The sequence below is a fragment of the Arthrobacter stackebrandtii genome, from assembly GCF_017876675.1.
GTDB classification, from domain to species: Bacteria; Actinomycetota; Actinomycetes; order Actinomycetales; family Micrococcaceae; genus Specibacter; species Specibacter stackebrandtii.
On sequence record NZ_JAGIOI010000001.1, the window covers coordinates 3407367 to 3433607 of the forward strand.

Genomic DNA, 26241 nt, shown 5'->3' on the forward strand with positions numbered 1-26241 from the left:
GAATTGTGGATAGAATACTGAACAGATATGGCAATGTTTCACGTCAGCATCCAAACCACAACGTTGTGAGGACTGGTAACAAATGGTGCAAACCACAACTTCGAGGCAGAAAGATCCGCTGACCGTCGGATTTGTCGGCCTAGGCCACATGGGGGCGCCCATGGCCGCCAACCTGCTTCGGGCCGGCTGGCCCGTGACGGTCTGGAACCGCTCGGCACCGGCCGTGCAGAACCTGGCAGGCCAGGGCGCGCAGGCCGCAGCCGGCGTCGCCGACATGCGCAGCCTCAATGTCATCATCTTCATGCTTCCGGACCTCGGACACATCAAGGACTCCGCCGCCCCGCTGCTCGACGCCTGGCGGCAGTCACCCCCGGAGCCGGGAACCGCCGTCGTGGTCATGAGCAGTGTCTCCCCGCAGGCGGTCCAGGCATTCGGCGGGGAGGTGCATGTCGCCACCGGCGGGCGGGCCTTCGTCATCGACGCCCCCGTCAGCGGCGGCACCGTGGGTGCCGCGAGCGGCACGCTGGCCATCATGGCCGGCGCGGAACCTGGTGAATTTGAGCTGGTCCGCCCGGTCCTGGACAGCATGGGGACCACCGTACGCCTGCTGGGCCCGCTGGGCAGCGGCTCCCTCGCGAAGGCCTGCAACCAGCTCCTTGTCGGAACCACGACGGCGGCACTCGCCGAGGCTGCCGAGCTCGCCGAGAGCTCGGGGATGGACGTCGCGGCACTCTTTGAAGTCCTGGCCGGCGGCCTCGCCGGCAGTGCCGTCCTCCGGCTCGCCGGTCCGAGGATCGCCGCCAAGGACTATACGCCCACGGGGCCGGCAAAGTTCATGCACAAGGACCTGGGGTTCGTGCTCGAAAGTGCCGCTGCCGTGGGGTCGGCTGTGCCCATGGCAACTGCCGGCCATGCACTGTACGGCACCTTGAAGGACCAGGGGCTGGGTGAGCAGGACCTGACGGTCGTGCGCGAATCGATCGCCCGGTTGGGCCGCGGGCAGCAGCCCGGCGCCGTGGGGCACGGCACGCCGTGACGCGGCAGGCCGGCATGGCCATTGAAGGTTTTTGGAACTCCCTATTAACAAGGATGAATTGATGAGTGGATTATTTGACCTGACAGGCAGGACGGCCCTCGTGACAGGGTCCAGCCGCGGGATTGGAAATTCCCTGGCCCGCGGGCTGGCGGAGGCCGGGGCGACCGTGGTGCTCAACGGGCTGAACGAAGCGAGGCTGGCGGCGGCCGAGGCGGCCATGGCTGCGGACTTTGCCCCCGGGCAGATCCGCTCGCTGGCCTTCGATGTCACGAGCGACGTTGCTGCGGCCGAGGGCATTGCCTGGATCGAGGGCAACGTGGGGCCGCTGGAGATCCTGGTCAACAACGCCGGCATCCAGCACCGCGTGCCGCTGCTGGACCTTGACGTCAAGGACTGGGACCGGGTTCTGAGCACCGACCTGACAAGCGCGTTCCTCGTGGGCCGCGAAGCCGCCCGCGGCATGCTGGCCCGCGGGCGCGGCAAGATCATCAACATCTGCTCGGTGCAGACGGATTTGGCCCGCCCCACCATCGCCGCGTACACCGCGGCCAAGGGCGGCCTGCGGAACCTGACCCGCGCAATGACGGCCGAATGGGCCTCCGGCGGGCTGCAGATCAACGGGATCGCCCCCGGATACATCCACACCGAGATGACCCAAAACCTGGTGGACGACGAAAAGTTCAACTCCTGGATCTTGGGCCGCACCCCCGCCAACCGCTGGGGCACTGTACAGGACCTGGTGGGCCCGGCCGTGTGGCTGGCCTCCGACGCCTCGAACTTTGTCAACGGCCAGACCATCTTCATCGATGGCGGCATGACGGTGGTGGTCTAGCACCATGGCTGAGAACTTTGACCTTCCCGAAAGCGCCCCGGCCGTGGTGGCCCACGGCAAGGACGACCTGCGCATCGAGGACGTGGCCCTGGCAGTTCCCGCCGCAGACCAGGCAGTCGTGGAGATTGCCTACGGCGGCATCTGCGGCTCCGACCTGCACTACTGGCTGCACGGCGCCGCGGGTGAATCCATCCTCAAGGACCCCATGGTCCTGGGCCACGAAGTGGTGGGGATAGTTGTTCGCGCTGCTGCGGACGGCACCGGCCCCGGAGTGGGAACGCCCGTCGCCGTTCACCCCGCCACGCCGGCGCCCGGCGCCGCCCGGTACCCGCTGGACCGGCCCAACCTGTCACCGGGCTGCACATACCTGGGCAGCGCCGCCCGGCATCCGCACACCGACGGAGCCTTCCTGCGCTACGCCAACCTGCCAACCCGGATGCTTCGCGAGCTGCCGGAAGGGCTGTCGCTGAGGGGTGCGGCCCTGGTGGAGCCCGCCAGCGTGGCGTGGCATGCGGTTGCCCGAGCGGGGGAGGTCCGCGGCAAGACCGCCCTCGTTGTGGGCTGCGGGCCGATCGGTGCCCTGGCCGTGGCAGTGCTCAAGCGCGCAGGCGCCGCCCACATCACTGCCGTGGACATGCATGCCAAGCCGCTGGAAATCGCGCAGGCCGTCGGCGCCGACGCAGTGCTCCACGCGGGCGACACGGAAGCCATAGCTGCAGTGGAGGCGGACGTGGTGATTGAGTCTTCCGGGAACCATTTTGGCCTGGCCTCGGCCATCAACGGTGCTGTCCGGGGCGGCCGCGTAGTCATGGTGGGCCTGCTGCCCTCCGGGCCACAACCGGTTGCCATTTCGCTGGCCATTGTCCGCGAGCTGGAGCTCGTTGGATCCTTCCGCTTCAACAATGAAATTGACGACGTCATTGCCGCACTGGCTGAGGGCTCGTTGTTTGTTGATCCGGTGATCACGCATGAGTATGCACTCGGCGATGCGTTGGAAGCGTTTGCAATGGCCAAGGACTCTGCCGTTTCGGGCAAAGTGCTCCTCAACTTCGGGGCCTGAGGCGTCAAGTTGGCAGCCGGTTGCCACGTTTCATTTCAATTGTGACGGCCCAGACCATCCAAATCATGGAATCAGCTGGGGAACCGGCTTCATCACCGATAAGCTGTAGGAAACCTGTTTATTTCTCTCTGGAGGTAGTATGTCTGCACAAACCGGCACTGCACAGATCGGCGTCACAGGCCTCGCGGTCATGGGCGCAAACTTGGCCCGCAACCTGGCCCGCAACGGATACACCGTTGCCCTGCATAACCGCTCGGTTGAAAAGACCGACGCCCTGCTCGAAGCCCACGGCTCCGAAGGCGTATTCGTCCGCACTGAAACCCTGGCCGAACTGGTTGACTCCCTCGAGAAGCCCCGCCGCGTGCTCATCATGGTCAAGGCCGGCGGCCCGGTCGACTCCGTGATCGACTCACTGGTGCCGCTCATGGAAGAGGGCGACATCATCATCGACGGCGGCAACTCGCACTACCTGGACACCCGCCGCCGCGAAGCCGCACTGGCCGAGAAGGGCCTGCACTTCGTTGGCGTTGGCGTCTCCGGCGGTGAAGAAGGCGCACTGCTCGGCCCCTCCATCATGCCCGGCGGCTCCAAGGAGTCCTACGACGCCCTCGGCCCGCTGCTGGAAAAGATCTCCGCCAAGGTCGACGGCCAGCCCTGCTGTGCTTGGATCGGCACCGACGGCGCCGGCCACTTTGTAAAGATGGTCCACAACGGCATCGAATACGCCGACATGCAGGTCATCGGCGAAGCCTACGACCTCCTCCGCAGCGGCGCCGGCATTGAGCCCGCAGAGCAGGCTGAAATCTTCGGCAAGTGGAACGAAGGCCAGCTGGCCTCCTTCCTGATCGAAATCACCGCCGAGGTCCTGGGCCACGTCGACGCCAAGACCGGCAAGCCGCTGGTTGATGTCATCGTCGACTCCGCAGGCCAGAAGGGCACGGGCCGCTGGACGGTCCAGTCCGCACTGGACCTGGGCTCACCCACCTCCGCGATCGCCGAGTCCGTGTTCGCCCGCGGCCTCTCCAGCCAGCGCGACCAGCGTGCCATCGGCCAGGAAGTCCTGGCCGGCCACGAGGTTGCCGTGGACCTGGGCGAGAACTTCGTTGAAGACGTCCGCCAGGCGCTCTACGCCTCCAAGCTCATCAGCTACGCACAGGGCATCGACATGCTCACCAGCGCAGCCACCGAGTACAACTGGGACTTGAAGCTGGACGAGATCGCCTCGCTGTGGCGCGGCGGCTGCATCATCCGTGCCGAGCTGCTCAAGGACATCACCAAGGCCTACGCCGCCGAGGAGAAGCCCGCGAACTTGCTCTTCGCACCGGCCTTCGCCGCGGAAATCGCCGAGGTCCTCCCGGCCTGGCGCCGCGTCGTGGCCACGGCGGTCCAGCTGGGCATCCCGGTGCCCGTCTTCTCCTCCTCGCTGGCCTACTACGACGGACTGCGCCGCAAGCGCCTGCCCGCCGCACTGACCCAGGGCCTGCGCGACCTCTTCGGCGCCCACACGTACAACCGTGTCGACGAAGAAGGCACCTTCCACACCCAGTGGAGCGGCGACAAGAGCGAAGTCAGCGCAGTCGACACCCACTAGCAGTCCCCCTTCCCGTCTATGACGCGGTTGTTGCACGTAGAAAGCGTTTTCCAAGCGATTTCGATGCAGTAACTGCGTCATAGACCGGGGAAGGGCATGAAGCACGACGGCGGCCGGCACCTTTCCCTTGAAAGGAGCCGGCCGCCGTCGAGCTTTAACAACAAGAATGTGTGCGGCTGTTATCGGCCGAAAAACACCGAAGGATCCAACTGACGCACGGAAAAAAGAGCGGGGGTGCGGGTTAGATCCACATGGCGGGGTCGATGTACTCCGCGGGGTCCACGGCCGGGGCCATCTCCTTGCTGGAGTCGCGGTGCCGGACCTTGGCGGGGATGCCGGTGAGGATTGAGCTGGGCGGGGCATCCTTGACCACCACGGCGTTGGCGCCCACAGCGGAGTCGTCGCCGATGTGGATGGGGCCCAGGACCTTCGCGCCGGCGCCGATCGTGACGCGGTTGCCGATCGTGGGGTGGCGCTTGGTCTTCGCGAGCGAGCGCCCGCCCAGGGTCACGCCGTGGTAGATCATGACGTCGTCGCCAATTTCGCTGGTTTCGCCGATCACCACGCCCATGCCGTGGTCGATGAAAAAGCGCCGCCCGATCGTGGCGCCCGGATGGATCTCAATGCCGGTGGTGAACCGGGCCAACTGAGAGAGGACGCGTGCGGGGAAGCGCAGTGCCGGCTGGGCCCACATCTTGTGCGTGAGCCGGTGGACCCAGATGGCGTGCAGCCCCGAGTAGACGAAAAAGTTCTCCACGTTGCCGCGTGCTGCCGGGTCATGTGAGCGCGCGGAATCCAGGTCCTCGCGTATGGTGCCGAAAAATCCCACGGACTTCTTTCAGTTGGTTGCCGCGCGGAATGCGCGGCCGGGTTCTCAAAACGTCAAGCTGTGCCGGCGGGCCCAGATACCAGAAGACCCGCACCACCGGCACAGCGCCGGTGATGCGGGAAATATTCCGGGGTCTCAGACCCCGGAACACTGGGGATGCGTGGGCGGTCAGCTCCGGATGTCGTCGAACAGGACGGTGGAGATGTAGCGTTCGCCGAAGTCGGGGACCACGGCAACAATCAGCTTGCCGGCGTTCTCCGGGCGCTTGGCCAGCTCCAGGGCGCCCCAAACGGCGGCACCGGCGGAGATGCCGCCGAGGATGCCTTCCTGGTTGCCCAGTGCCCGCGAAACGGCAACTGAATCCTCGATGGTGGCGTCGAGGACTTCATCGTAGATGCCCTGGTCCAGGACCTCCGGGATGAAGTTGGCGCCCAGGCCCTGGATCTTGTGCGGGCCGGGGGCGCCGCCGTTCAGGATGGCGGAGTCAATGGGCTCGACGGCCACAACCTGTACCTCGGGCTTGCGCTTCTTCAGCAGCTGGCCTGCGCCGGTGATGGTGCCGCCGGTGCCGATGCCTGCCACGAGGATGTCAACGGCGCCATCGGTGTCTTCCCAGATTTCCTCGCCCGTGGTGGTGCGGTGGATGTCGGAGTTGGCGGGGTTGGAGAACTGCTTGGCCCAGATGGCGTTCTCGGTGTTGGCTACAATTTCCTTGGCCTTCTCGACGGCGCCGCGCATGCCCTCGGAGCCCGGGGTCAGCACAATCTCGGCGCCGTAGGCGCGCAGCATGACCCGGCGCTCGGTGGACATGGTCTCCGGCATGGTCAGGATGACCTTGTATCCGCGGGCAGCGCCCACCATGGCCAGCGCAATGCCGGTGTTGCCGGAGGTGCCTTCCACAATGGTGCCGCCCGGCTTCAGCTCGCCCGAGGCCTCAGCGGCGTCGACGATGGCAACGCCGATCCGGTCCTTGACGCTGTTGGCGGGGTTGTAGAACTCCAGCTTCACCACAACGGTGGCGCCAAGGCCCTCGGTCAGGCGGTTCAGGCGCACCAGGGGGGTGCCGCCAACCAGTTTGGTGACATTGTCATAAATACGAGCCATGGGTGGTCCTTAGTTCATTCGTGCAAGCATGAGACATGCAACGGGTGGGGTGCGCCCGCCAACGGAACCGTGCGCAATTGTTATCGAAAGCGTAGCGAGTCCGGCGCCCGGGTTCTAGGCGGCAAGCCACGCGGCGTAATGTTTTCGCACTTTTGCGATTTTGGGGTTGATAATGACCTGGCAGTAGCCCACCTCGGGCCGCTGCGCATAGAAGTCCTGGTGGTAGTCCTCGGCCTCGTAGATGACGCCCAGCGGCGAAACCTCAGTCACAATCGGGTCCGCCCAGAGCTGCTGGTTCCGTGCAATCGCGGCCCGGAACAAGGCTTCCTCCTCCGCCGTGCGATAGTACATGACGGAGCGGTACTGGGTGCCGACGTCGTACCCCTGGCGGTTGAGGGTGGTGGGGTCGTGCTGGACAAAGAACATGTCCAAGATGACGTCCGCCGGGATCACGGATTCGTCAAACGTCACCGACACCACCTCGGCATGGCCCGTCATGCCGGAGCAGATCTGTTCGTAGCTGGGGTTGGGAAGCGCGCCGCCCGTATATCCGGACACCACCGATTCCACGCCCTTGGTCATTTGATACACGGCGTCGAGGCACCAGAAGCAGCCGCCGCCCAAAACAAAAGTCGTCATGTCACATACAAGTCATATGGGGCCCACATGATTCCCGTGCATTGTTACGGTCCCTCAACAGCCTTTGCCGCCAGTAAGGTAGGAGCATGAGCAAGGATCCCACTTTCCCCATGCCCGACGCCGGAGCCGGCCAGGGCGCCACCGTCACCGACACTTCGGCCGGCCAGGCAGACGCGCCGGCCGCGGCTGCATCCGCAGGCGCCGGAACGCCTTCCGCGGAAGCCGCGCCGGCCGCCGAAACGGGCACCCCCGGCGGTGCCGGAGCCCCGTCCGTCGATGAACTTTCATCCGGCAGCGCCGCCGGCGAGCCTGCAGCCCCGCTTGATGGCGGCGCCGTTGCCGCCGGTGCGCACACCGCCCCCGCCGACGTTTCGGCCGCCCAGCCGCTCCATCTGGCCGACACTCCCGCAGCCCGCGTGGCAGCAGTGCCCGCACTCCACGAGGCCGGCACTCCCGGCGCCCACCTGGCCGATGCGTCTGGCGCAGAGACAGCGGACGGCGGGACCGGCGTCGAACTTCCCGTGGGCACCCCGGAAACAGGCGACAACCTTGAATCGCCTGTGCTGGCGGATGTCCTGGTGGCCATCGAGGAGCTGTGGCCCGAATCCCTCGCGGAGGCCTGGGACCGGGTGGGCCTGGTCGTGGGACGCACCGAGGCCGTGGTGGACAGGATCATGTTCGCCGTGGACCCCACCCTTGAAGTGATTGACGAGGCCATCGAATGGGGTGCCCAGCTCCTGATTACCCACCACCCGTTGCTGCTGAAGGGCGTAAACTCCGTTGCGGCGACCACCGGCAAGGGGAGGGCGGTGCACCGGCTCATCGAGGCCGGCTGCGCCCTGCTGACGGTCCACACCAATGGCGACAGCGCCGTGGGCGGCGTCTCGGACGTCCTCGCCGACGTCATCGGCCTGGGCGACGTGGAGCCGCTGGTCCGCACTCCACATGGCCTGGTTGAGGAAGGCATCGGTCGCGTTGGCGTGCTGGCCGGCCCGGAAAAGCTGGGCGACCTCGCAGCCCGCGTGTTCCTGTCCCTTCCCGCCGTGGCCGGCGGAGTCCGCGTGGCCGGGGACAAGGATGCGCTGGTGCGCAAGGTTGCCGTGTGCGGCGGCGCCGGCGACAGCCTGTTTGACGCCGTGCGCGCCAGCGATGCGGACGTGTTTGTGACGGCCGACCTCCGGCATCATCCCGCATCTGAGGCCAGGGACGTGCGCGGGGACGGGCGGCCGTACCTGATCGACCTGTCCCACTTTGCCAGCGAATGGCTGTGGCTGCCGGCCGCAGCCGAGGCGCTGGGGAACGTGCTCGCCGACCAGGGCTTTGCGGCCGAGCTTGCCGTCAGCCAAATCAACACGGATCCCTGGGACTTCATCCTGACACCGGGAACCTAACGATTGCCGGCCTCCCGCCGCTCGCGGGCTCGCGGCGGGTCCCTCGGCCGCTAACGCTTATCGGCCTCCCGCCGCTCGCGGGCTCGCGGCGGGTCCCTCGGCCGCTAAGCTTGGGGGCAACAACCCACTGATCCACACCAGGCATGCAGGAGGACACACATGGCCAAGGCAGCACCGGGCGAGCAACTGCGCTTGCTTGACATTCAGTCTCTGGACGGAAAGTTGCGGGGGCTCGACGTTCAGGCGAAAGCACTGAAGGAAGACCCCCGCCTTCCCGACCTGCACGGGGGAGTGACGGCGGCCAAGAGCGACCAGGTCGTCTTGGACACCGCCGTCGGGGACGCCCAGCGGGCCCTGACCAAGGCCGAAGACGACGTGGCCGCCGTCGTGGCCCGCATTGACCGTGACGAGGCCAAGCTCAACAGCGGCACGGGCCTGTCCAAGGACCTGATGGCGCTGCAGAGCGAGATCGAATCCCTGGGCCGGCGCCGGTCTGAACTTGAAGACACCCAGCTGGAAGCCATGGAGGCCTTCGAGGAAGCCGTGGCGCGGCAGGAGGCCCAGCGGGGGCTCGTGGAGCAGATGCAGTCGGTGCTGGACGAGGTCCTGGATGAAGTCCGCAGCAAGCTGGCCGGGCTGAAGATGGAGCGCGACGCAACACTTGCCGAGCGTGCCGAACTGGCCGCCACCTTCGACCCCGCCCTGTTGGCCATCTACGACCGCACCCTGGCCAAGTACGGCGTGGGCGCAGCCCGGCTGTTCCACGGAAAATCCGAGGGATCCGGCATGGAGCTCAGCGCCGGCGACCTCGTGGAAATCAAGAAGGCCGCTGCCGACACCATCGTGTTCTGCCCCGATTCGGGCGCAATCCTGGTCCGCTCGGAGGAGTGGGGCTGAGCAGCCCCCTCAGCGCCACGGGGCGGCTGCACCACGTGGAAATCTGGGTCGAGGACTATCCGCGGGCCAAGGCCTGCCTGGGCTGGATGCTGGAACAGCTGGGATACCGGCTGGAGTCCGAATGGGCCCACGGCGGCAGTTGGCAGGGTGCGGGGGAGTACATCGTCCTTGAGGCCGGGCCCCACGTTTCAGGCCCGCACCGGCGGCGCAGTGCGGGACTGAACCATCTCGCGTTCGCCGCCGGTCCGGCATCGGCCGTGGACGCCCTCGCGGCGGCCGCAACAAATCGGGGCTGGACGCTCATGTTCCCGGAATTGCATCCCCATGCCGGCGGCGCCGGACATTACGCCGCCTACCTGGAAAATGCCGACGGCTTCGAGGTTGAGCTGGTCGCCGGTGGTGCCAGTGCATAAATGCCGCCGTATGGGACGAATGCCACGGACCACACCACGGCAGTTGTCCCAAACGGCGGCAATTATCAAATAGTGCGGCGCCTGTGCCTGCCGTCAGTCCTCGAGGATGATGTTCAGGGAGTGTGCCTTGCGCGCGGTCCCCGGCACAAGCTCAACTGTCCACTTTTCCGCAGCGGCCTTCGCAAGCTGCGCGGGCGTTTCCGGAGCCTTGCCGCGGCGGACAATCAAATGCCGGGCCAGTTCCCCGCGCGTGTGCTTGGCGAAGTGCGAGACCACCTTGCGGACACCGTCGCGCTCCGTGAAAACGTTGACGGACACCGTGCGGGCCGGGTCGGGAACCCAGGCGGCGGCGTAGCTGCTCGAGCGGCAGTCCACCAGCAGGTGCCCCTCCGCATGCCCAGCCACGGCGGCGGCCAGCTTCGGCTTCCAGTAGCTGGCCAGTTTGCCCAGCCCCGGCAGCCCCACCGACATCGACAGGCGGTACGCGGGAATGCTGTCGGCAAAACCCACGGCACCCCACAGCCCTGAGACAACCACGACGGCGGAATCCGCCTTGCGCCTTTGCGCCGGCGTGAGGCTTTGGTAGCCAAGGGCGTCGAACAGGACGCCGGTGTAGATGCTGTGCGCGGGGGCCGCGGGTTCATGGGCGAGCCGCGTGTTGCGGCTGACCTCGTGGACCAGCGACGCGCCGACGCCCAATTTCGCCAGGGCATCCTCCCTGCCGGAAACGAGGGCCAGGGCCTCCGCCACTTCCTGGCGGGCATCGGTCAGTTCGGGAAAGCTCAGGGCGGCCAGGTCGACCGGGACGCCGGCGCCGGCGGGGGTCTTGCCTTCGGAAGGGGGAAGCAGAATAAGCACCAGATGAGCTTATCGGCTTTGTGACGCGGGCCCACGCGCCCGGGGGTCCCGCTGCGAGCGAAGCGAGTTGCAGGAGGGCGCGGGGATAGACCGGTCTAGTGAAAGGGCTCACTGAACTCGCCGGTAAGGCACATCGGCTGCCAGACTGGATTCGGCTTGAACCAAGGGTGTTTTGAGCTGGAAGAGGATATATCAAGTGGTGCAGCAACTCGTTGACAACAACTCCGACGCCGTCCTGGACTCCTGGATGGAACGTGAAGCCATGGCCGAGGCTATGATCCCGCTCATTGGCCGGCTCTACCGGGACAACAATGTCCTGACCAGCATCCACGGCCGCTCACTCATCAACCAGTCGGTCATCAGCATCCTGAAGGCGCACCGTTTTGCGCGCCAGGTCGATGACGTGGAACTGCCCGTAGAACAAACCCTGCCCATCCTGCAGGTCCTTTCAACAATGCAGCTGGGCGCAGCCTCCCTGGATGTGGCCCGTCTCAACGCAGGCTTCAAGTCCTCCAACGCGGACAGCCTGGAAGCGTACCTGCGCACCGAACTGGCCGACATCGTCAACAAGTACGGCGCCGACGAACGCCACAGCACCGACGTGGTCCTGTACGGTTTCGGCCGCATCGGGCGCCTGCTGGCCCGCATCCTGATCGAACACGAGGGCGGCGGCCACGGCCTGCGCCTGCGCGCCATCGTGGTTCGCAAGGGCGGCCCCAAGGACCTCACCAAGCGTGCCAGCCTGCTGCGCCGCGACTCAGTCCACGGCCCCTTCCACGGCACCATCACCATCGATGAGGACAACAACACGATCCAGGCCAACGGCACGGCCATCCAGGTCATCTACTCGGACAGCCCGGCAACCATCGACTACACCGCCTACGGCATCAGCGACGCCCTCGTCGTGGACAACACCGGCCGCTGGCGGGACGAGGAAGGCCTGTCCCAGCACCTGCAAAGCAAGGGTGTTGCCAAGGTCCTGCTGACGGCCCCCGGCAAGGGCGCCCTGAAGAACGTGGTCCATGGCATCAACCATGCCGTCATCGCCCCGGATGACAAGATCATCACGGCAGCCTCCTGCACCACCAACGCCATTACTCCGGTACTGAAGGTCCTCAACGACCGCTACGGGATCGTCCACGGCCACGTGGAAACCGTCCACTCCTTCACCAACGACCAGAACCTGACGGACAACTTCCACAACGGCGAACGCCGCGGCCGCTCCGCAGCACTGAACATGGTCCTGACCGAAACCGGCGCAGCGAAAGCCGTGGCCAAGGCCCTGCCGGAGCTTGAAGGCAAGCTCTCCGGCAACTCCATCCGAGTCCCCACGCCCAACGTCTCCATGGCCATCCTGAACCTGACCTTGGAAAATGGCACCACCAAGGAAGAGGTCAACACCTACCTGCGCGACATCTCGTTGAACTCCGGCCTGCGCAAGCAGATCGACTTCATCGACTCCCCGGAAGTCGTTTCCAGCGACTTCGTGGGCTCCCGCCGCGCCGGAATCGTAGACGGCCTCGCCACCATCAGCACGGACAAGCACCTGGTCCTGTACGTCTGGTACGACAACGAGTTCGGCTACAGCTGCCAGGTGGTCCGCGTCATGGAGGAAATGGCCGGCGTGCACCCGCGCCAGTTCCCCGCAGTGGAGCACACGGCCACCCTCCGCGGATAGCCCCAGGCACCCAGGGCGGGTGTCCGGCGTCGGACCTTGATGGCCGACGCCGGTCACGCGCCTTCCGCATTCGGCCCGCCGGAGGGCGTCTGCCTTGCGTAAACGCCCCGTCTACTTGGAGTAGACTGGGCAGCTGGATAGGGCAGCTAGGCAACCGCGCGTCACGCAAGTGGCTCGAGGAACGTCCGGGCTCCACAGAACGGGGTGGTGGGTAACGCCCACTCGGGGTGACCCGCAGGAAAGTGCCACAGAAAGTAGACCGCCAGCACGGCTTAGGCCGGAGCGGGTAAGGGTGAAACGGTGGTGTAAGAGACCACCAGTGCCCCAGGTGACTGGGGGAGCTAGGTAAACCCCACCCGGAGCAAGGCCAGACAGGGCATGATTGAGGGCTGTTCGCCCGAGTGCCTGGGTAGGCTGCTAGAGGGCGTCGGCAACGGCGTTCGTAGATGGATGGTTGCCTCTCCGTCGCCGGTAACGGCGGCGGATGACAAAACCCGGCGTATCGGCTGCCCTATCCACATATTTGCCGTCGCGGCGTGGGCCCGACGCACCAAATGCCCACCACACCATTTCTTCTCCCGCACCGCACCAACCTCCCCAACGCCATCGCAGCAATGGCTGGTTTCTCGGCAACGCTGTCGCAATCCGCCGTGGTGGAGGCGCCACCCGGCGGCGGTGATACCGCCCCTGTGGATAACCGGCGGCAGCATTTCGCCGAGGACCCTAAACTTGAACCATCACGATCCGCATGGCCTGGCCGCGCCCGCCAGGCAGCGCAGTTCGGGGATGGGGCGGCAATGGCACAACACGCACGGCAGCGCTACCCGGCGCGCCCGAGACGGCCCGCACCCTCCACCCCGGCGGTACACGGCCCGCGGCGCCCACCCTTTGTGTCCGCCGCCGTGCTGCTCGCGGTGGTTGCGGTGGTCCTGGCCGGCTGGCTGCACACCTCGGGGCGCTGGCCCTTTGAGCCCGACGCCGGACCTCCACCCTCCCTGCGCCCCGCACCTCCCGTGCTGGGCGCGCCCGTGGTCGACGTTGGGCCCGCCACGGCGCTGGCTGTCCTGGAGACGCTGCAGGTCAAGGGAAGGTCGCCGGGGAACAACTACCAGCGCAGTGCCTTCGGTGAGGCCTGGCTGGACGCCGACGCCAATGGCTGCGACACCCGCAACGATATCCTCCGCCGCGATCTGACCGCGACCGCGCTGGCGGACGGCCAGCTGTGCACCGTGGCGGCGGGAACGCTGCAGGAACCGTACACGGGGAAAGAGGTGGCGTTCAAGCGCGGCAGGGACAGCAGCGGCGACGTTCAGATTGACCATGTTGTGGCGCTCGGCAACGCCTGGCAGAGCGGTGCCGCGGCACTGACCGCCCAGCAGCGCCAGAGCCTGGCCAACGATCCGCTGAACCTCCTGGCCGTGGATGGGCAGGCCAACCAGGACAAGTCCGCCAGCGACGCCGCCACCTGGCTGCCGCCCAACAAGGGCTTCCGTTGCCAGTATGTGGCGCGGCAGATTTCCGTGAAGGCCGCGTACCGCCTCTGGGTGACCCCGGCGGAAAAGGCGGCCATGCAGCGGGTTCTCGGCCTCTGCCCGAAACAGCAAAGCCTGCCCTCCGGCTACCCGCCGTGAGGCGTGCGTGGCAGGCGGTGGGAATCAAGGGGCAAGTTGCCGGTGAATCACGCCTGCAAGAAGCTGCGGCTGGGTGAACGGCATGTCGTGTGCGGCATTGGGCACGACGAGCAGGCTGCCACCGGCGGCTTCATGGATGGTCCGGGCGGAGCTGCGCATGATCCTGCGCTCCTTGGCGCCGACCAGGACCGCAGTGCTGCCCTGGAACGCGCCCCACGCGCCGGGCAGGGTGAAGCGAATGTTCTCACCGACGCTCGCGAGCAGCGTGTCGCGGCTGATGCCGCGGCTGTCACGGACATACTCGGCCAGCAGGTCACCAGGCACGGAAAGCTGTTTCGCCTGGAGGCGGGCAAACCACTCCTGCCGGGCCAGGGGAGCGGCCCACCCCAGCAGTGCCAAGGTTGCACGCGGCATCGGTGCCGGTTGTGCTTCCGCGCTGATGATGACGGCGCCGCTGACGAGTTCGGGATGATCGGCGGCCAGCCGGATGGCCAGCTGCGCACCGAGGGAAAAGCCCACCAGCAACACTCCAGCGGGGGCCTCCTTGCGGATCAGCCCGGCAAGCCTGCCAACGGTCTCATCGTGGGACAGGTAGCCGGTGTCACGGCTTTGGCCATGGCCGGGCAGGTCGGGGACGACGGCGCGAACCCCGCCGTTCAGGACGTCCAGGAGCGGCCGCCACATCCACCCGGAAACGCCACCGCCATGCAGGAACAGCACCGGCCGCCCGTTGCCGGAGATGTCAACGTGCATGATCGATGCCCTGTCCATGGGAAGTGGGTGGTCGGGAGAGTCGCCCTGCGAGAGAGGGCGGGAGCCTACTTTTGCATGGAGGTGCCGATTTCGGCCAGCGGCAAGTCCGGGTTGTTCTTTTCCACCCGGCGCATGGCCCAAATGTCATTGAACAGGGCCAGGAACTCACCGTCGGAGCGCTCAAGCACCTCAGCGCCATGGAGGTTGGCCAGCGTGGCCGTCGCGTCCGCCGTCGTCAATCTGGCGAGGGAGTACGGCAGGCGCTCCAGGCGCATGGGGGCGTTGAAGTCGTGGTGCATGCGGTCCTCGACCACCTCGAACTGCATGGGTCCGACGGCGGCGAGCACGGGTGCCTGATCGCCGCGGAGGTCCGATCGCAGCACTTGGATGACGCCCTCGTGCTCGAGCTGTTCGATGCCGCGGCGGAACTGCTTGTACTTGCTGGGGTCCTTGGAACGGGCCACCTGGAAGTGCTCGGGGGCGAACAGCGGGATGGCCGGGTATTCCACGGGTTCCTCGACGAAGAGGCTGTCGCCCACGCGCAGGGCGGAGGCGTTGACCAGGCCGACGACGTCGCCCGGGAACGCGGTGTCGATGACCTCGCGGTCGCGGCCGAAGACCTGCTGGGCGTACTTCGTGGCGAAGGACTTGCCGGTGCGGGACTGGGTGACCACCATGCCGCGCTCGAACATGCCGGAGCAGACGCGGACAAAGGCGACGTGGTCGCGGTGGGCCTGGTTCATGCCGGCCTGGACCTTGAAGACGAAGCCGGAGAACGGGGCGTCGACGGCGCGGTCGTTGCCGTCGATGTCGGCGCGGGGCGCGGCCGGCGGGGCGAAATCGACGAGGGTGTCCAGGATCTGCTTGACACCGAAGTTCAGTGCCGCGGAGGAGAACAGCAGGGGGGTGGCCTTGCCGGCGTAGAAGGCATCCAGGTCCAGCGGGTTTGCCTCGTCCACCACCAGGGAGGCTTCCTCGGTGGAGTCCGTCCATGCGTCGCCTTCGGACTCGGCGGCCTGCTCCGGGGTGAGGTATTCGGTCAGCGCGATCTGGGCGCCGGAGCTGTTGCGGGCAAACTTGGCGAACTCGTCACGGCGAATGTCCCACACGCCGCGGAAGTCGCCGGCGATGCCGATGGCCCAGGTCAGCGGCATCGGAGTCAGGCCGGTGCGCTCGGTGATCTCGTCCATGAGCTCCAGCGGGTCAAGGCCCGGGCGGTCCCACTTGTTGATGACGGTGATGATCGGGAGGTTGCGCTGGCGGCAGACCTCGAACAGCTTCATGGTCTGCGTTTCCAGGCCCTTGCCCGCGTCCACAAGCATGACGGCGCAGTCCACAGCGGCCAGCACACGGTAGGTGTCTTCCGAGAAGTCTGCGTGACCGGGGGTGTCCAGCAGGTTGATAACAGTGTCGCGGTAGGAGAACTGCAGTGCCGCGGAGCTAATGGAAATACCGCGGTCCTTCTCCATCTGCTGCCAGTCAGAAACGGTGTCCTTGCGGTTGGACTTGCCGTTCGTGGCGCCGGCCGTGCCAATCACCTTTGCGTGCAGCGCCAGGGCTTCAGTCAGCGTGGACTTGCCGGCATCGGGGTGGGAGATGACGGCGAAGGTGCGGCGGCGTTCCGCCTGGCCGGAAATTTCGGTGGCGCGGGCGGGGGACTGGGCCGGAGAGGACACAAGACTACTTTCTAGCGGTGAAGTTCTTGAACAACTGCAAAAAATGTGGAGCACCGGGCGGCGGTGGGACCAGCCGCGGCAAGGGCGCAACTATCAAGTTTACCGCAGCACGGAAGCAGCCCTTTCGCTGTGCCGGGAGCCCGCCTTTCCGCGTCCGACTGTACCTACCCGGGCAGCGCCAGGTACCCGAAGCCCAGCTGCCAGGCGCCGCCGGCGTCGATCCGCTCCAGGACAATGCGCTGCAGCGCCGTGGCCCGTGGCAGTTGGGCAAGATTTTCCATGCTGCGCGTGCGGAAGGTGAAGTAGACGGCATCTGAGGGTTCGTCGCGGGGCGTGCCGTAGGGCGTGAAGAGGGCGGCGAACTTTGCGATGTTTGAGGCGGGGTCGATGTTCGCGGACAGGTACGGGTCCAGCAGCCAGGATTCGCAGTTGGCGGTGCGCACCGGCTTGTCGGCAAAATGCGCGGCGAAGAAGTCCGCCGCCAGGGCAAGGCTCCCGGCCACCTCTGCCTGGCCGAGCCCGCCGCCTTCCGGGATGTGGACGCCAAGGATCCACTCGCCCTCGCCGACGCCCGGAATATCGGCGGAAGGCTGGTGGATCAGGTACTGCAGCCGACCCAGCTGGTAAATGCGGCCGGAGTACACATGGTTGAGCCACTTGTACGTGTCCATGCCGAACCGGTTGTGGACGCGGCGGTTGATGGACATGTTGCGGCCAAAATCGGCCAGCGTTGCGTGCGACACCGCTTCGGGGATGCCCCGCCCGGCGTGCCAAGCAAGAACTTCCGGGGTGAACCGCATCATGGCGCCGAGCCAGTCCATCTCGGTGACGGGCACCTCCTCCGTGCCGAGCTCCGGATTCGAGTCGTCGGCGCTGCCGAGGCGTGTGGCCAGGTGCGCCAGGACCCGTTCCACGCCGGGGCGCACCGGAGCCTCCAGCAGTTCGAGGGCTTCGGGGCGGTCATCGGCGGCGATGCCCAGGATGTCGAGGGTCTGCCCGGGGCTCAAGGTGGTGCGTAAGGTCATTGGGCCAGTTTAGCGAACCCGTTGCCGACCTCATGCGCAGCCGCGGAGCCGCATCTTGCGCATGGCCAAACCCGAGTTGGGGCATGCGCCGCATTCACCCAGGAATGTTGCGCCACTGCAGGAGCTGCGCCACATGGCACCCCCAACGGTGCGCATGACCAAAGTCAGTTTCGATATGCGCCAGATAGCTATCCAACGAGGCGCATAAAAGGGGTGCCCTCTACGTCAGGCTGGTTGTGAGTCATTCATGCGCAACGCCCGCCCCGAATGAATCGCATGGCCAAATCCGGGTTGGGGCATGCGCCGCATTCACCCAGGAATGTTGCGCCACTGCAGGAGCTGCGCCACATGGCACCCCCAACGGTGCGCATGACCAAAGTCAGTTTCGATATGCGCCAGATAGCTATCCAACGAGGCGCATGAAACCGGAAGCGGCGCATGCGCACAAGTCATGCGGCGCTGCGCAGCACCATTCGAGGAACCGCCAGTGAGGCGGACAGAGCCACTTAGGGCTGTGCGGCGGCCTTGGGCTTCTTCACGAAGAGGGTTTCCGCCTGCTCCAGGGACATGCCGTTGGTCTCCGGGATCTTGAACATGACGAAGAAGAACGACGCCGCGGCAAACAGCGCGTACATGCCGTAGGTCAGCGGCAGGGACGCCGCTGCCATGACCGGGAATGTGAGCGTGATGAGGAAGTTGGCGATCCACTGGGCCGCGGCGGCCAGGCCGAGGGCCCGGGCGCGGATGCGCGAGGGGAAGATTTCGCCCAGCAGCACCCAGACGAGCGGGCCCCAGGAGACGCCGAAGCTGATGACGAACACGTTGGCGGCGACGAGCGCGACCGGGCCCCAGGCGCCGGGCAGTGAGATGTCGGTGCCGGAGCCGTTGGCCGCGGAGAACGCCAGGGCCATGGTGCCCAGGGACACGGCCATGCCTATGGAGCCGGTGAGAAGGATGGGGCGGCGGCCGATCCGGTCCACCAGGGCGATCGCCACGAGCGTCACCAGAATGTTCACCACGGAGGTGACCACGGAAATCGTGAGGGAGTCCTTTTCCTGGAACCCTACCGCCTGCCACAGGGTGGTGGAGTAGTAGAAGATGACGTTGATGCCCACGAACTGCTGGAGCATGGACAAGATGATGCCGATCCAGACCACCGGCATCAGGCCAAAGCGGTTGCCGCGCAGCGAACCCTTCCGGGCGGCGAGCGAGTCCTCCTTGACAGCGTTCTTGATCTCGCGAATGCTGCGCTCGGTGTCCTCGTCCGGTGCGATGGTCTTGAACACCCGGGCGGCTTCCTCGTCCTTGCCCTGGAGGACCAGGAAGCGCGGCGATTCGGGGAGCACCAGGGCTATGCCGAAGTAGACCACGGCGGGAACGGCGCCGGCCAGGAACATCCAGCGCCACGCCGGCAGTCCCAGCCACAGCTCCTGGGCGGCACCGCCGGCGGAGGTGGCGAACAGGGCGTTGGAGAGCAGGGCCGCGAAGATGCCGATCGTGATGGCCAGCTGCTGCAGGGAGGCCAGGCGGCCGCGATGCTTGCGAGGGGAGATCTCGGAAATGTACGCCGGGGCAATGACGGAGGCCAGGCCGATGCCGAGCCCGCCCACAATGCGCCAGAAGATCAAGTCCCACACGCTGAACGCCAGGCCGGTGCCCAGCGCGCTCACCAGGAACAACATGCCGCCAAGCTTCATGGTGGGGATGCGACCCTTGGCATCGGCAATCTTGCCGGCCAGGTAGGCGCCGAGGGCGCAGCCCAGAAGTGCGACGGCGACCGCGAACCCCGTGAGCGCATCGCTGAGTTTGAATTGGCCCTGGAGGGCATCGACGGCGCCGTTGACTACCGACGAGTCGAAGCCGAACAGGAAGCCGCCCACAGCTCCGGCGACTGCAAGTCCAATGACCTTGCGCGGGATGGAGCTGGGTGCGGGCGTGGGCGTGGTGGTGCTGGACATGGTTCCCCTTTGCGCCCGCCCTCCTTGTGGGAGCCGGCAGGCAGACAAAAATAGCTCAAGTTTTCTCTATGCCAAGCTACTGCACACCGGGAGGTGGCAGTGGCGCATGTTACCCAGAATGACGGGTGATAAAAGACTCATGGGAGGAAGCTCACAGCGTGCCGCGGCGGTCACCGGGGGCCCACTCGCCCCAGGTTCGCGATAAATCATGCCCGTGATTTATCGGGCCCGGGAGTGGGGATCAGTGGCCGAAGGGGTCCGGGTCCACGCCGGGCATCCAGGTCAGGCCGGGCACACCCCAGCCGTTGGACTTGGCGGCGCGGCGGGCCTTCTTGTTGAATCGGGCGTTGAGCCGGTCCACGTAGAGCTTGCCGTCGAGGTGGTCGTATTCGTGCTGCATGCAGCGGGCAAACCAGCCGGTCGCCTCAAAGTCCAGCGGATTGCCGTCCACATCGAAACCGCGCACGCGCACCCATTCGGCGCGCTTGAGCGGGAAGTCGATGCCGGGGACGGAGAGGCAGCCTTCAACCTCGTCGTCGGGGTCGGGGGCATTGCCGGAGATCTTGCCGACCGTCAGCGTGGGGTTCACCACCACGCCGCGGGCGGGGACGCCGTCGTCGTTTTCCATCTTGTAGGTGAAGATGCGCAGGCCCACGCCGATCTGGGGTGCAGCAAGGCCCACTCCGTTGGCGGCGTCCATGGTCTCGTACATGTCAGTGACCAGTGCCTTGAGCTCGTCGTCGAAGGCCTTGACCTCATCGGCGCGGCGGTGGAGCACGGGCTCACCCAAGATGGTCACGGGGCGGATGGTCATGACGGCTTCCTCATCAAGCTGGGCAACAATGGCGGTACTAGGAAATTCAAGCAGGCAAGTTCGTGCAGGCAAAGAAAAACACCCCGATCAAGTGACCGGGGTGTTTCATGATTCCTGGGAATCACTTGGGGTGAGATACGGGGGTTGAACCCGCGACCTCCTGGACCACAACCAGGCGCTCTGCCAACTGAGCTAATCCCACCATGTCCGCCGCGGCCGGTCTGGCCATCTTGCGATGTCCTCCGTGCTTGTGGCAACGACCAATACTCTACCCGAAAATATTGGCGCCTGAGACCACTTCGCGTCTTTTGGCCCTATTTGTGAGCTAAATCGCTTTGTGGCGGCGGAAGATTGGCGAAAAGCCGCGGATTCAGGGCTTGTACTTGGCCGAGATTTTCTTGGCGGTGGGGGTGTCCGGGCCCGGTGCCGGCACAAAAACGGCTTCACGGTAGTACTTGAGTTCGTTGATGCTGTCCTTGATGTCGCCGAGGGCGCGGTGGTTGCCGGTCTTGGCGGGGGAATGGAAGTAGGCGCGGGCGTACCAGCGGCGGGAGAGCTCCTTGATGGTGGAGACGTCAATGACGCGGTAGTGCAGGTGCTCCACCAGCTCGGGCATGTCGCGCGAGAGGAACACCTTGTCCGTGCCGATGGAGTTGCCGGCCAGGGGTGCCTTGTTGGGCACGGGGACGTACTTCTTGATGTACGCCAGCACCTGTGCCTGGGCATCTTCCATGGTGGTGCCGGCCGCGAGCTCGTCGATCAGCTTCGACTCGGTGTGCATGTTGCGCACAAAGTCACCCATCTGTGCCAGGGCCTCGTCGCTGGGCTTGATGACGACGTCAACGCCGTCGCCCAAAATGTTCAGTTCCGAGTCCGTGACAAGGGCCGCCACCTCGATCAGGGCGTCGTTGACCTCGTCCAGGCCGGTCATCTCACAGTCAATCCACACAATGCGTTCATTAGTAATAGCCACGGGTCCAATGTACCCCGCCGTGTCCGTCAGGCCGCAGAGGAGGTTTGTTCGTCGTCGTGCATGGAATGCCCGTGGCGCGGAATGGCGGAGGGGTTGCGGCCCATCAGGAACAGCTGCCGCACGCTCCAGGCAAACAGGACCACCAGCAGCCCGTTGCGGGCTGTCAGCACCAGCGCCATGAACGGGTTGTTCTCGGACAGCGGCCCGTAAAACAGGGGGTAGATGAAGAACGTCAGCACGCCGACGCCGATCAGCATGGCTGCCGGAACCCGCCAGGCCTTCCACTGGAGGGACAGTCCCACCGCCACGGCCGGCGCCAGCCACACCATGAACTGGGGGGAGCCGACCTTGTTGAACACCACAAACGCCGTGGTCAGGGCCAGGGTGCCAAACAGCAGCAGGGCCGTGCGGTCGGCGCCGCCGTTGCCCTTGCCGGTGTGCAGCGCCCAGAAGATGAGCCCGGCCACGAGCAGTGCCGCGGCAATCAGCAGCGGCTGCATCAGCACGCTCATGATCTCCGACCCCGGCCCGTCCACCTGCATCGAGTTGATGTCGTGGTTCATGTACATCTGCGCGCCGCCAATCCCCAGCACGCTCATCCACAGCCAGGGCGTGGTGAACGTCGCCTCCAGCTGCATGCCGCGGTCGCCCTGCTCAAGCAAAAAGTTCAGCAGTTCCGGCAGCTCGCCCACGGCCAGCGCCAGCCCCACCACCGCGGCGGTCACCAGCATGCCGGCCAGGACCACGCGCACGCGCTGCCTGACCACGGTGAACAATGCCAGGACGACGGCGGCCGGCCAGACTTTCGTCCAGGTCGCCACACTGAGGATGGCAGAAGCCAGGAACGGGCTGGCCGTGCCGATCGTCAGCGCCACCAGGACAATCGGGGCGGTGATGCCGTCCACCCGGGTGAAACCCAGCCAGGCCAGCAGCGTGGTGAAGCCGATCCACCACAGTGCGGCGGGAATGGCCTTCGTGTTGCGCCCCCACCGGGTGAGCCTGCCCACGGCCAAGGTGTTCAGGATGGCGATCATCAGCACCCAGATGAAAAGGAACGGCGCCTCGCCGAATGAATAGGCGATCCCCATCGGAATGAGCGCCAGGATGGGGTACACCCACGGGCTGGGGCCGATGACGCGGTCGCTGTCGAACCCCACGGAGGCCCACACCCGGTAGATCTCAGTGTCGCTGAACGCCTGTCCAAACAGCGACAGGATCGCGGCGGCGAGCAGGAACACGCCCTGCATGGTGCCCAGCACGGTCCACATGCCACGCGGCGTCTTCAGCCAGGCTTGGAGGCGTGCGGGCAGCACGGCATCGCGGGCCCGGGAGATTGCGGCAAAAAATGAGTCCGTGGAGATGGTCCAGTCCTTATCCGGTCGGTGGCGCCCCAGGCGGGGCCAGGCCGCCCCAGCGTGAACGGGCACGTGGACATACAGCGAACCGCCCGGCTGGAGTGGGTAGAATGCCAAGATACGGAGTCCTTGGCTGGTTACATGTTAGCGCAGCGCCTTGTTGCTCCTCTGGTCTCCCTGCAGGATCGCATGCCGCCCGGCTGCGTGCTGCGGGATGACATACATTCAGGAGAAACGCTTTTTGACCAGCACGCGTGTTGCCCCGCCGGAGGTGAAGTCCCAGGTGTTAGCCAAGCTGCCGTCCACGGATGGCACCGCAATGTCAGTAGTCTGGCAGGGATTCGCCGGATCCCTCCTGTTGTTCCTGGGCTCCCTGGGCGTGGGCTGGCTGGCCGGCAGCTCTGTCCTCATCCGGACGCCGCTGATCATCCTGGCCCGGACCACCCCCGCCGCCGTGATTGTCACCACACTTCTGCTGTGCCTCGGTGCGGCGCTCATGCTGCGTGCCTGGCTGCGCCTGCGCCAGCACCTCGCAGCCTGGGACGACACCGCGCGGCCCGTCCTGGCGAAGGCCCTGGCGCTGTGGGTCACCCCCATGATGTTTGCGCTGCCGCTGTTCAGCCGCGACTCCTACGCCTACATTGGCCAGGGACGGCTCATGCAGGAGGGCCTGAACCCGTACACCAACGGCATTTCCGCCCTCAACAACTACTTTGTCCTGGGCCCGGACACCTTGTGGACGGAAGCCCCCACACCATACGGCCCGCTGTGGCTCTGGCTTGAGCACCTGGCCGTGATGCTCCCGGCCCCCAGCCCGGAAATCGCACTGATCCCCTTCCGCCTGGCCAGCTTGGCCGGCGTCATCCTCCTGGCCGTCTACGTGCCAAAACTAGCCGCCCGGCACGGCCTGAACCCGCACCGCACCACCTGGATGGTGGTCCTGAACCCCATCCTCCTGATCAACTTCATCGCCAGCGTCCACAACGACTCCCTCATGCTGGGCCTGGTGGTGGCGGGAATTTACTACGCCTCAACCCGCAAGCCAATCCTCGGGATCCTCCTTGTGACGGCCTCCATCGCGATCAAGCCCATCACGTTGATCGCCCTGCCGTTTGTCGGCCTGCTGTGGGCAGGGGCCCATGCCGGCTGGGTGCGCAAGTTCGCCATCTGGGCGGCCACCCTGGCCATTTCGACGGCGGTCATGGCCGCCATGGGTGCCGTGAACGGGCTCGGCTTCGGCTGGCTCGCCGCCCTGCAGACGCCCGGCACCGTGTGGATTTGGTACGCACCCGTGGGCCTGCTCTCCAACGCTGTTGGATTTGTGGTGGGCCTGTTCAACGCCGCTGCCGGGGCGGCCGTGACGGATGTCATCCAGACCGTCGGGCAGGCGGTGTCCATCCTGCTGGTCATGGCGCTGGCCTTCGTGAAAATCCCGCTGCCCTCCGCAGCCAGGATCGCCTCCACCGGCCTGGACACCGAGCGCTGCTACAGCGAACTTGTGCTGCGCCGCATGGCCTGGGCGTTTGCCGCCGTCGTGCTCCTGGCGCCCATGATCCAGACCTGGTACATGCTGTGGCTGCTCGCGTTCTTTGCCGTCACCGGCATCAAGGAAGGCTGGCAGCTGCGTGTCGTGCTGTACCTGACGGCGTTCTTCACCGCGATTGCCCTGACAGACCAGCTGAGCATCTTCCCGTGGATTCCCGTGGTGCTGATTCGGATCGTGGCCATTTCAGCCACTGTCATCTGCATCACGTACGTCATGTTTTGGGACAGAAAGACGCGCGGTTCCTTCCTGCCGCGCTTTGACGCCCTGGTCCAGTCCCGCTGACCCTCTTGCCTGCGCCCGGCGGGTGGGCGGGCATGGCCGTGCGGCCCGGCACCACCGGTCAGTTCACAGGCGCTTGAGCCGCCGGATCACAGGTGCTTGAGCGCCTCCCTGCGCGAGAGCGGGCTCAGCCCATGCACCGCCACGAAGCGCAGCACCCATTCCGGATCGGTCCGCGCATGCTGGCGCAGCGCCCAGCCGATCGCCTTGCGGATGAAGAATTCCTTGTCGGCCAGGTTCGGCACAATGACGTCGGACAGCAGTTGCACGTCCGTGGCGGCCTTGGCCGGGAGCTGGGAAATGATGGCGGCCCGGCGGAACCAGAAATCCGGATGGCCGCTCCACTCCCGCAGCAGCGGCCCCATGGCCGCCCGGTCCTTGGCCAGCAGGTCCCACAGCCGCGGCGCCACGGAATCGACGTAATCCCACCACTGCCCCGTCCCAATGACGACGGCGTAAAACGGCAGGAGCGCTGCCTCACCCCGGCCCAGCCGGGAGTCGCACAGCATGATGGCGGCATGGCGTTCCTCGCGGTGGGCTGCACCGCTCCACAGCTCCATGACAGTTGCGTGGAGTTCGCCGGGGCTGGAAAACGGGTGCTCGCGCGCCAGCGACCTGACGGCCTTGCGCACGGCCGGGGCGGGGACGCCCAGAAACGGCATGCTGGATTTCATGTAGGCGGCCATGCCGGCCGCCTTCTCGGGCAGGGCAACGGCCGCCAGTGCCGGGCCGAGTGCGCACATAAATGCGGCGTTGGCGGGTTCTGTTCCGGACATGACTGCGGGGCCGGGCGGTTTGTGGACGGCGTCCTGCTTTTTCATTCCCCCAGACTAGCCGCCGCTGTACGATGTGGAAGCTATGGAGCCCGTTGACGTGCTGACCCCCGCAGGGCTGGCGGCCGCCCTGCGCCAGGCAGGCTGCGTCTATGCGGAAGAGGAAGCCGCCATCATGATCGAGGCGGCCGCGGGGCCGGGCCCGGCCGCCGTTCAAGGGTGCGATTCCCTGCTGGCGCACATGCTGGAGCAGCGCCGGGCCGGCATCCCCCTTGAACACATCGTGGGCTGGGCGGAATTCTGCGGACTGCGCATCCGCGTGGCTCCCGGGGTGTTCGTGCCAAGGAAACGCAGCGAGTTTCTGGTGCAGCAGGCACTTGAAGCCCTGGCCCTGGGCGGACCCGGACGGGCCGACCGCCCGCTGGTGCTGGACCTTTGCTGCGGGAGCGGGGCCATCGGCGCCGCCCTGGCCCAAGCCCTCAAAGGATTCCCGTTGCCGGAGGCACGCGGCAGGACGGGTTTCCTTCCGGCCATGGAGCTGCATGCTGCGGACATCGACCCGGCCGCGGTGGCCTGTGCCTCCGTGAACCTTGCCGCGCATGGCGGGTGCGTCCACTGCGGAGACCTCTTCCGGGCGCTGCCGAAGCAGTTGGAGGGGCGGATCCGGCTTATCGTGGCCAACGCCCCTTATGTACCCACTGCGGACATCCGGTTCATGCCACCCGAAGCCCGGCTGCACGAACCGGATGCCGCACTCAACGGCGGCGGAGACGGCCTGTGGCTGCACCGCCGCATTGCCGGGGAGGCGCCGCACTGGCTGGAGCCTGGCGGCCGGCTGCTGCTGGAAAGCAGTGCCCGGCAGGCGCCGCACAGTGCTGCCATCCTGGCTGGCTGCGGGTTCCGCCCCACAGTCCACACCAACAGGGACGTCGGGGGAACAGTGGTTGCCGGCATTCTGGCAGACCGCTGAGGTGCCGATGCGCGGTGCCAGCATTGCCTGGGCAGCCCGCCGGGCCCGGTCCCTGTCTTCCCCGCCGCAACTGGCTGGCCTCAAGGTATCAGCACCGGCCCAGCTCCACCTGTCGCACCGGCGCCCCAAGGAGAACTGCATGAGCCTGCACAGCCACCAC

General features: G+C 66.2%; 23 protein-coding genes, 1 tRNA gene and 1 other RNA gene. 12 read left to right on the forward strand and 13 right to left on the reverse strand.

Annotation, left to right across the window (positions count from 1 at the left end; translation table 11 throughout):
• Positions 1-82: 82 nt before the first annotated feature.
• The 4 genes from JOF48_RS14835 (at position 83) to gndA (ending at position 4519) form a co-directional block, all read left to right on the forward strand.
• Positions 83-1036 (forward strand): NAD(P)-dependent oxidoreductase, encoded by a 954-nt coding sequence (locus JOF48_RS14835; protein WP_209681877.1) that lies wholly within the window; start codon positions 83-85, stop codon positions 1034-1036.
• Between the two features lie 61 nt (positions 1037-1097).
• Positions 1098-1868, forward strand: coding sequence for an SDR family oxidoreductase (locus tag JOF48_RS14840; RefSeq protein ID WP_209681878.1), 771 nt, complete (start codon positions 1098-1100; stop codon positions 1866-1868).
• A 4-nt stretch (positions 1869-1872) separates the two neighbouring features.
• Positions 1873-2928: an L-idonate 5-dehydrogenase gene (locus JOF48_RS14845; protein ID WP_209681879.1), complete on the forward strand. Its 1056-nt coding sequence runs from the start codon at positions 1873-1875 to the stop codon at positions 2926-2928.
• A gap of 139 nt (positions 2929-3067) precedes the next feature.
• Positions 3068-4519 carry an NADP-dependent phosphogluconate dehydrogenase gene (gndA, locus tag JOF48_RS14850; RefSeq protein ID WP_209681880.1) on the forward strand — a complete coding sequence of 484 codons (1452 nt, stop codon included), beginning with the start codon at positions 3068-3070 and terminating at the stop codon, positions 4517-4519.
• A 241-nt stretch (positions 4520-4760) separates the two neighbouring features.
• Here gndA and epsC read toward each other — a convergent pair whose 3' ends face one another.
• From epsC to msrA, 3 genes are all read right to left on the reverse strand, one after another.
• Entirely contained in the window at positions 4761-5348 is a 588-nt protein-coding gene (gene epsC / locus JOF48_RS14855) for a serine O-acetyltransferase EpsC (protein ID WP_209681881.1), read from the reverse strand.
• Between the two features lie 168 nt (positions 5349-5516).
• Complete coding sequence (gene cysK / locus JOF48_RS14860) at positions 5517-6452, reverse strand: cysteine synthase A (protein WP_209681882.1); 936 nt, start codon at positions 6450-6452, stop codon at positions 5517-5519.
• A 114-nt stretch (positions 6453-6566) separates the two neighbouring features.
• Entirely contained in the window at positions 6567-7091 is a 525-nt protein-coding gene (msrA, locus tag JOF48_RS14865; RefSeq protein WP_209681883.1) for a peptide-methionine (S)-S-oxide reductase MsrA, read from the reverse strand.
• A gap of 521 nt (positions 7092-7612) precedes the next feature.
• Between msrA and JOF48_RS19735 the strand changes: the two genes are divergently transcribed.
• The 3 genes from JOF48_RS19735 to JOF48_RS14880 all read left to right on the forward strand — a co-directional run bounded on the left by JOF48_RS19735 (position 7613) and on the right by JOF48_RS14880 (position 9792).
• A complete protein-coding gene (locus tag JOF48_RS19735) occupies positions 7613-8482 on the forward strand; it encodes a Nif3-like dinuclear metal center hexameric protein (protein ID WP_342591338.1) in 870 nt (289 codons plus the stop codon).
• 159 nt (positions 8483-8641) lie between these two features.
• Complete coding sequence (locus tag JOF48_RS14875) at positions 8642-9379, forward strand: zinc ribbon domain-containing protein (protein ID WP_209681884.1); 738 nt, start codon at positions 8642-8644, stop codon at positions 9377-9379.
• Complete coding sequence (locus tag JOF48_RS14880; RefSeq protein WP_342591256.1) at positions 9370-9792, forward strand: VOC family protein; 423 nt, start codon at positions 9370-9372, stop codon at positions 9790-9792. The genes JOF48_RS14875 and JOF48_RS14880 overlap by 10 nt, the downstream gene beginning before the upstream one ends.
• A 93-nt stretch (positions 9793-9885) precedes the next feature.
• On the opposite strand, the gene JOF48_RS14885 is transcribed toward JOF48_RS14880, so the two are convergent.
• Positions 9886-10650, reverse strand: coding sequence for a YaaA family protein (locus JOF48_RS14885; protein WP_209681885.1), 765 nt, complete (start codon positions 10648-10650; stop codon positions 9886-9888).
• Positions 10651-10846: 196 nt separating this feature from the next.
• Here JOF48_RS14885 and JOF48_RS14890 point away from each other — a divergent pair, with 196 nt between their 5' ends.
• The 3 genes from JOF48_RS14890 to JOF48_RS14900 all read left to right on the forward strand — a co-directional run bounded on the left by JOF48_RS14890 (position 10847) and on the right by JOF48_RS14900 (position 13959).
• Positions 10847-12328, forward strand: a complete 1482-nt coding sequence (locus tag JOF48_RS14890) for a glyceraldehyde-3-phosphate dehydrogenase (RefSeq protein WP_342591257.1) — start codon at positions 10847-10849, stop codon at positions 12326-12328.
• A gap of 138 nt (positions 12329-12466) precedes the next feature.
• Positions 12467-12846, forward strand: an RNA gene (gene rnpB, locus JOF48_RS14895) — RNase P RNA component class A.
• Positions 12847-13125: 279 nt separating this feature from the next.
• Positions 13126-13959 (forward strand): HNH endonuclease family protein, encoded by an 834-nt coding sequence (locus JOF48_RS14900; RefSeq protein WP_209681886.1) that lies wholly within the window; start codon positions 13126-13128, stop codon positions 13957-13959.
• Between the two features lie 24 nt (positions 13960-13983).
• On the opposite strand, the gene JOF48_RS14905 is transcribed toward JOF48_RS14900, so the two are convergent.
• The 8 genes from JOF48_RS14905 to JOF48_RS14940 all read right to left on the reverse strand — a co-directional run bounded on the left by JOF48_RS14905 (position 13984) and on the right by JOF48_RS14940 (position 22519).
• On the reverse strand, positions 13984-14730 hold the full coding sequence (locus JOF48_RS14905; RefSeq protein WP_245346559.1) for an alpha/beta fold hydrolase: 747 nt from the start codon (positions 14728-14730) through the stop codon (positions 13984-13986).
• 47 nt (positions 14731-14777) lie between these two features.
• Positions 14778-16388, reverse strand: a complete 1611-nt coding sequence (locus JOF48_RS14910) for a peptide chain release factor 3 (protein WP_209681887.1) — start codon at positions 16386-16388, stop codon at positions 14778-14780.
• A 164-nt stretch (positions 16389-16552) separates the two neighbouring features.
• The gene (locus JOF48_RS14915) at positions 16553-17413 is read right to left on the reverse strand and encodes an acyltransferase domain-containing protein (RefSeq protein WP_209681889.1); all 861 of its coding nucleotides are present in this window, start codon (positions 17411-17413) and stop codon (positions 16553-16555) included.
• A gap of 506 nt (positions 17414-17919) precedes the next feature.
• On the reverse strand, positions 17920-19371 hold the full coding sequence (locus tag JOF48_RS14920; protein ID WP_209681891.1) for a sugar porter family MFS transporter: 1452 nt from the start codon (positions 19369-19371) through the stop codon (positions 17920-17922).
• Positions 19372-19612: 241 nt separating this feature from the next.
• Positions 19613-20185, reverse strand: coding sequence for a peptide deformylase (def, locus tag JOF48_RS14925; RefSeq protein ID WP_209681893.1), 573 nt, complete (start codon positions 20183-20185; stop codon positions 19613-19615).
• A 126-nt stretch (positions 20186-20311) separates the two neighbouring features.
• Positions 20312-20387, reverse strand: a tRNA-His gene (locus JOF48_RS14930).
• 168 nt (positions 20388-20555) lie between these two features.
• Positions 20556-21158, reverse strand: a complete 603-nt coding sequence (gene orn / locus JOF48_RS14935) for an oligoribonuclease (protein ID WP_209681895.1) — start codon at positions 21156-21158, stop codon at positions 20556-20558.
• Positions 21159-21184: 26 nt separating this feature from the next.
• Positions 21185-22519 (reverse strand): glycosyltransferase 87 family protein, encoded by a 1335-nt coding sequence (locus JOF48_RS14940; RefSeq protein ID WP_425353740.1) that lies wholly within the window; start codon positions 22517-22519, stop codon positions 21185-21187.
• 313 nt (positions 22520-22832) lie between these two features.
• Here JOF48_RS14940 and mptB point away from each other — a divergent pair, with 313 nt between their 5' ends.
• Positions 22833-24341, forward strand: a complete 1509-nt coding sequence (gene mptB, locus JOF48_RS14945) for a polyprenol phosphomannose-dependent alpha 1,6 mannosyltransferase MptB (RefSeq protein WP_209681897.1) — start codon at positions 22833-22835, stop codon at positions 24339-24341.
• 86 nt (positions 24342-24427) lie between these two features.
• Here the strand turns inward: mptB and JOF48_RS14950 are convergent, their stop codons facing one another.
• Positions 24428-25159, reverse strand: coding sequence for a DNA alkylation repair protein (locus tag JOF48_RS14950; RefSeq protein WP_245346561.1), 732 nt, complete (start codon positions 25157-25159; stop codon positions 24428-24430).
• A gap of 37 nt (positions 25160-25196) precedes the next feature.
• Between JOF48_RS14950 and JOF48_RS14955 the strand changes: the two genes are divergently transcribed.
• Positions 25197-26081, forward strand: a complete 885-nt coding sequence (locus JOF48_RS14955; RefSeq protein ID WP_209681899.1) for a putative protein N(5)-glutamine methyltransferase — start codon at positions 25197-25199, stop codon at positions 26079-26081.
• Positions 26082-26241: the final 160 nt, after the last annotated feature.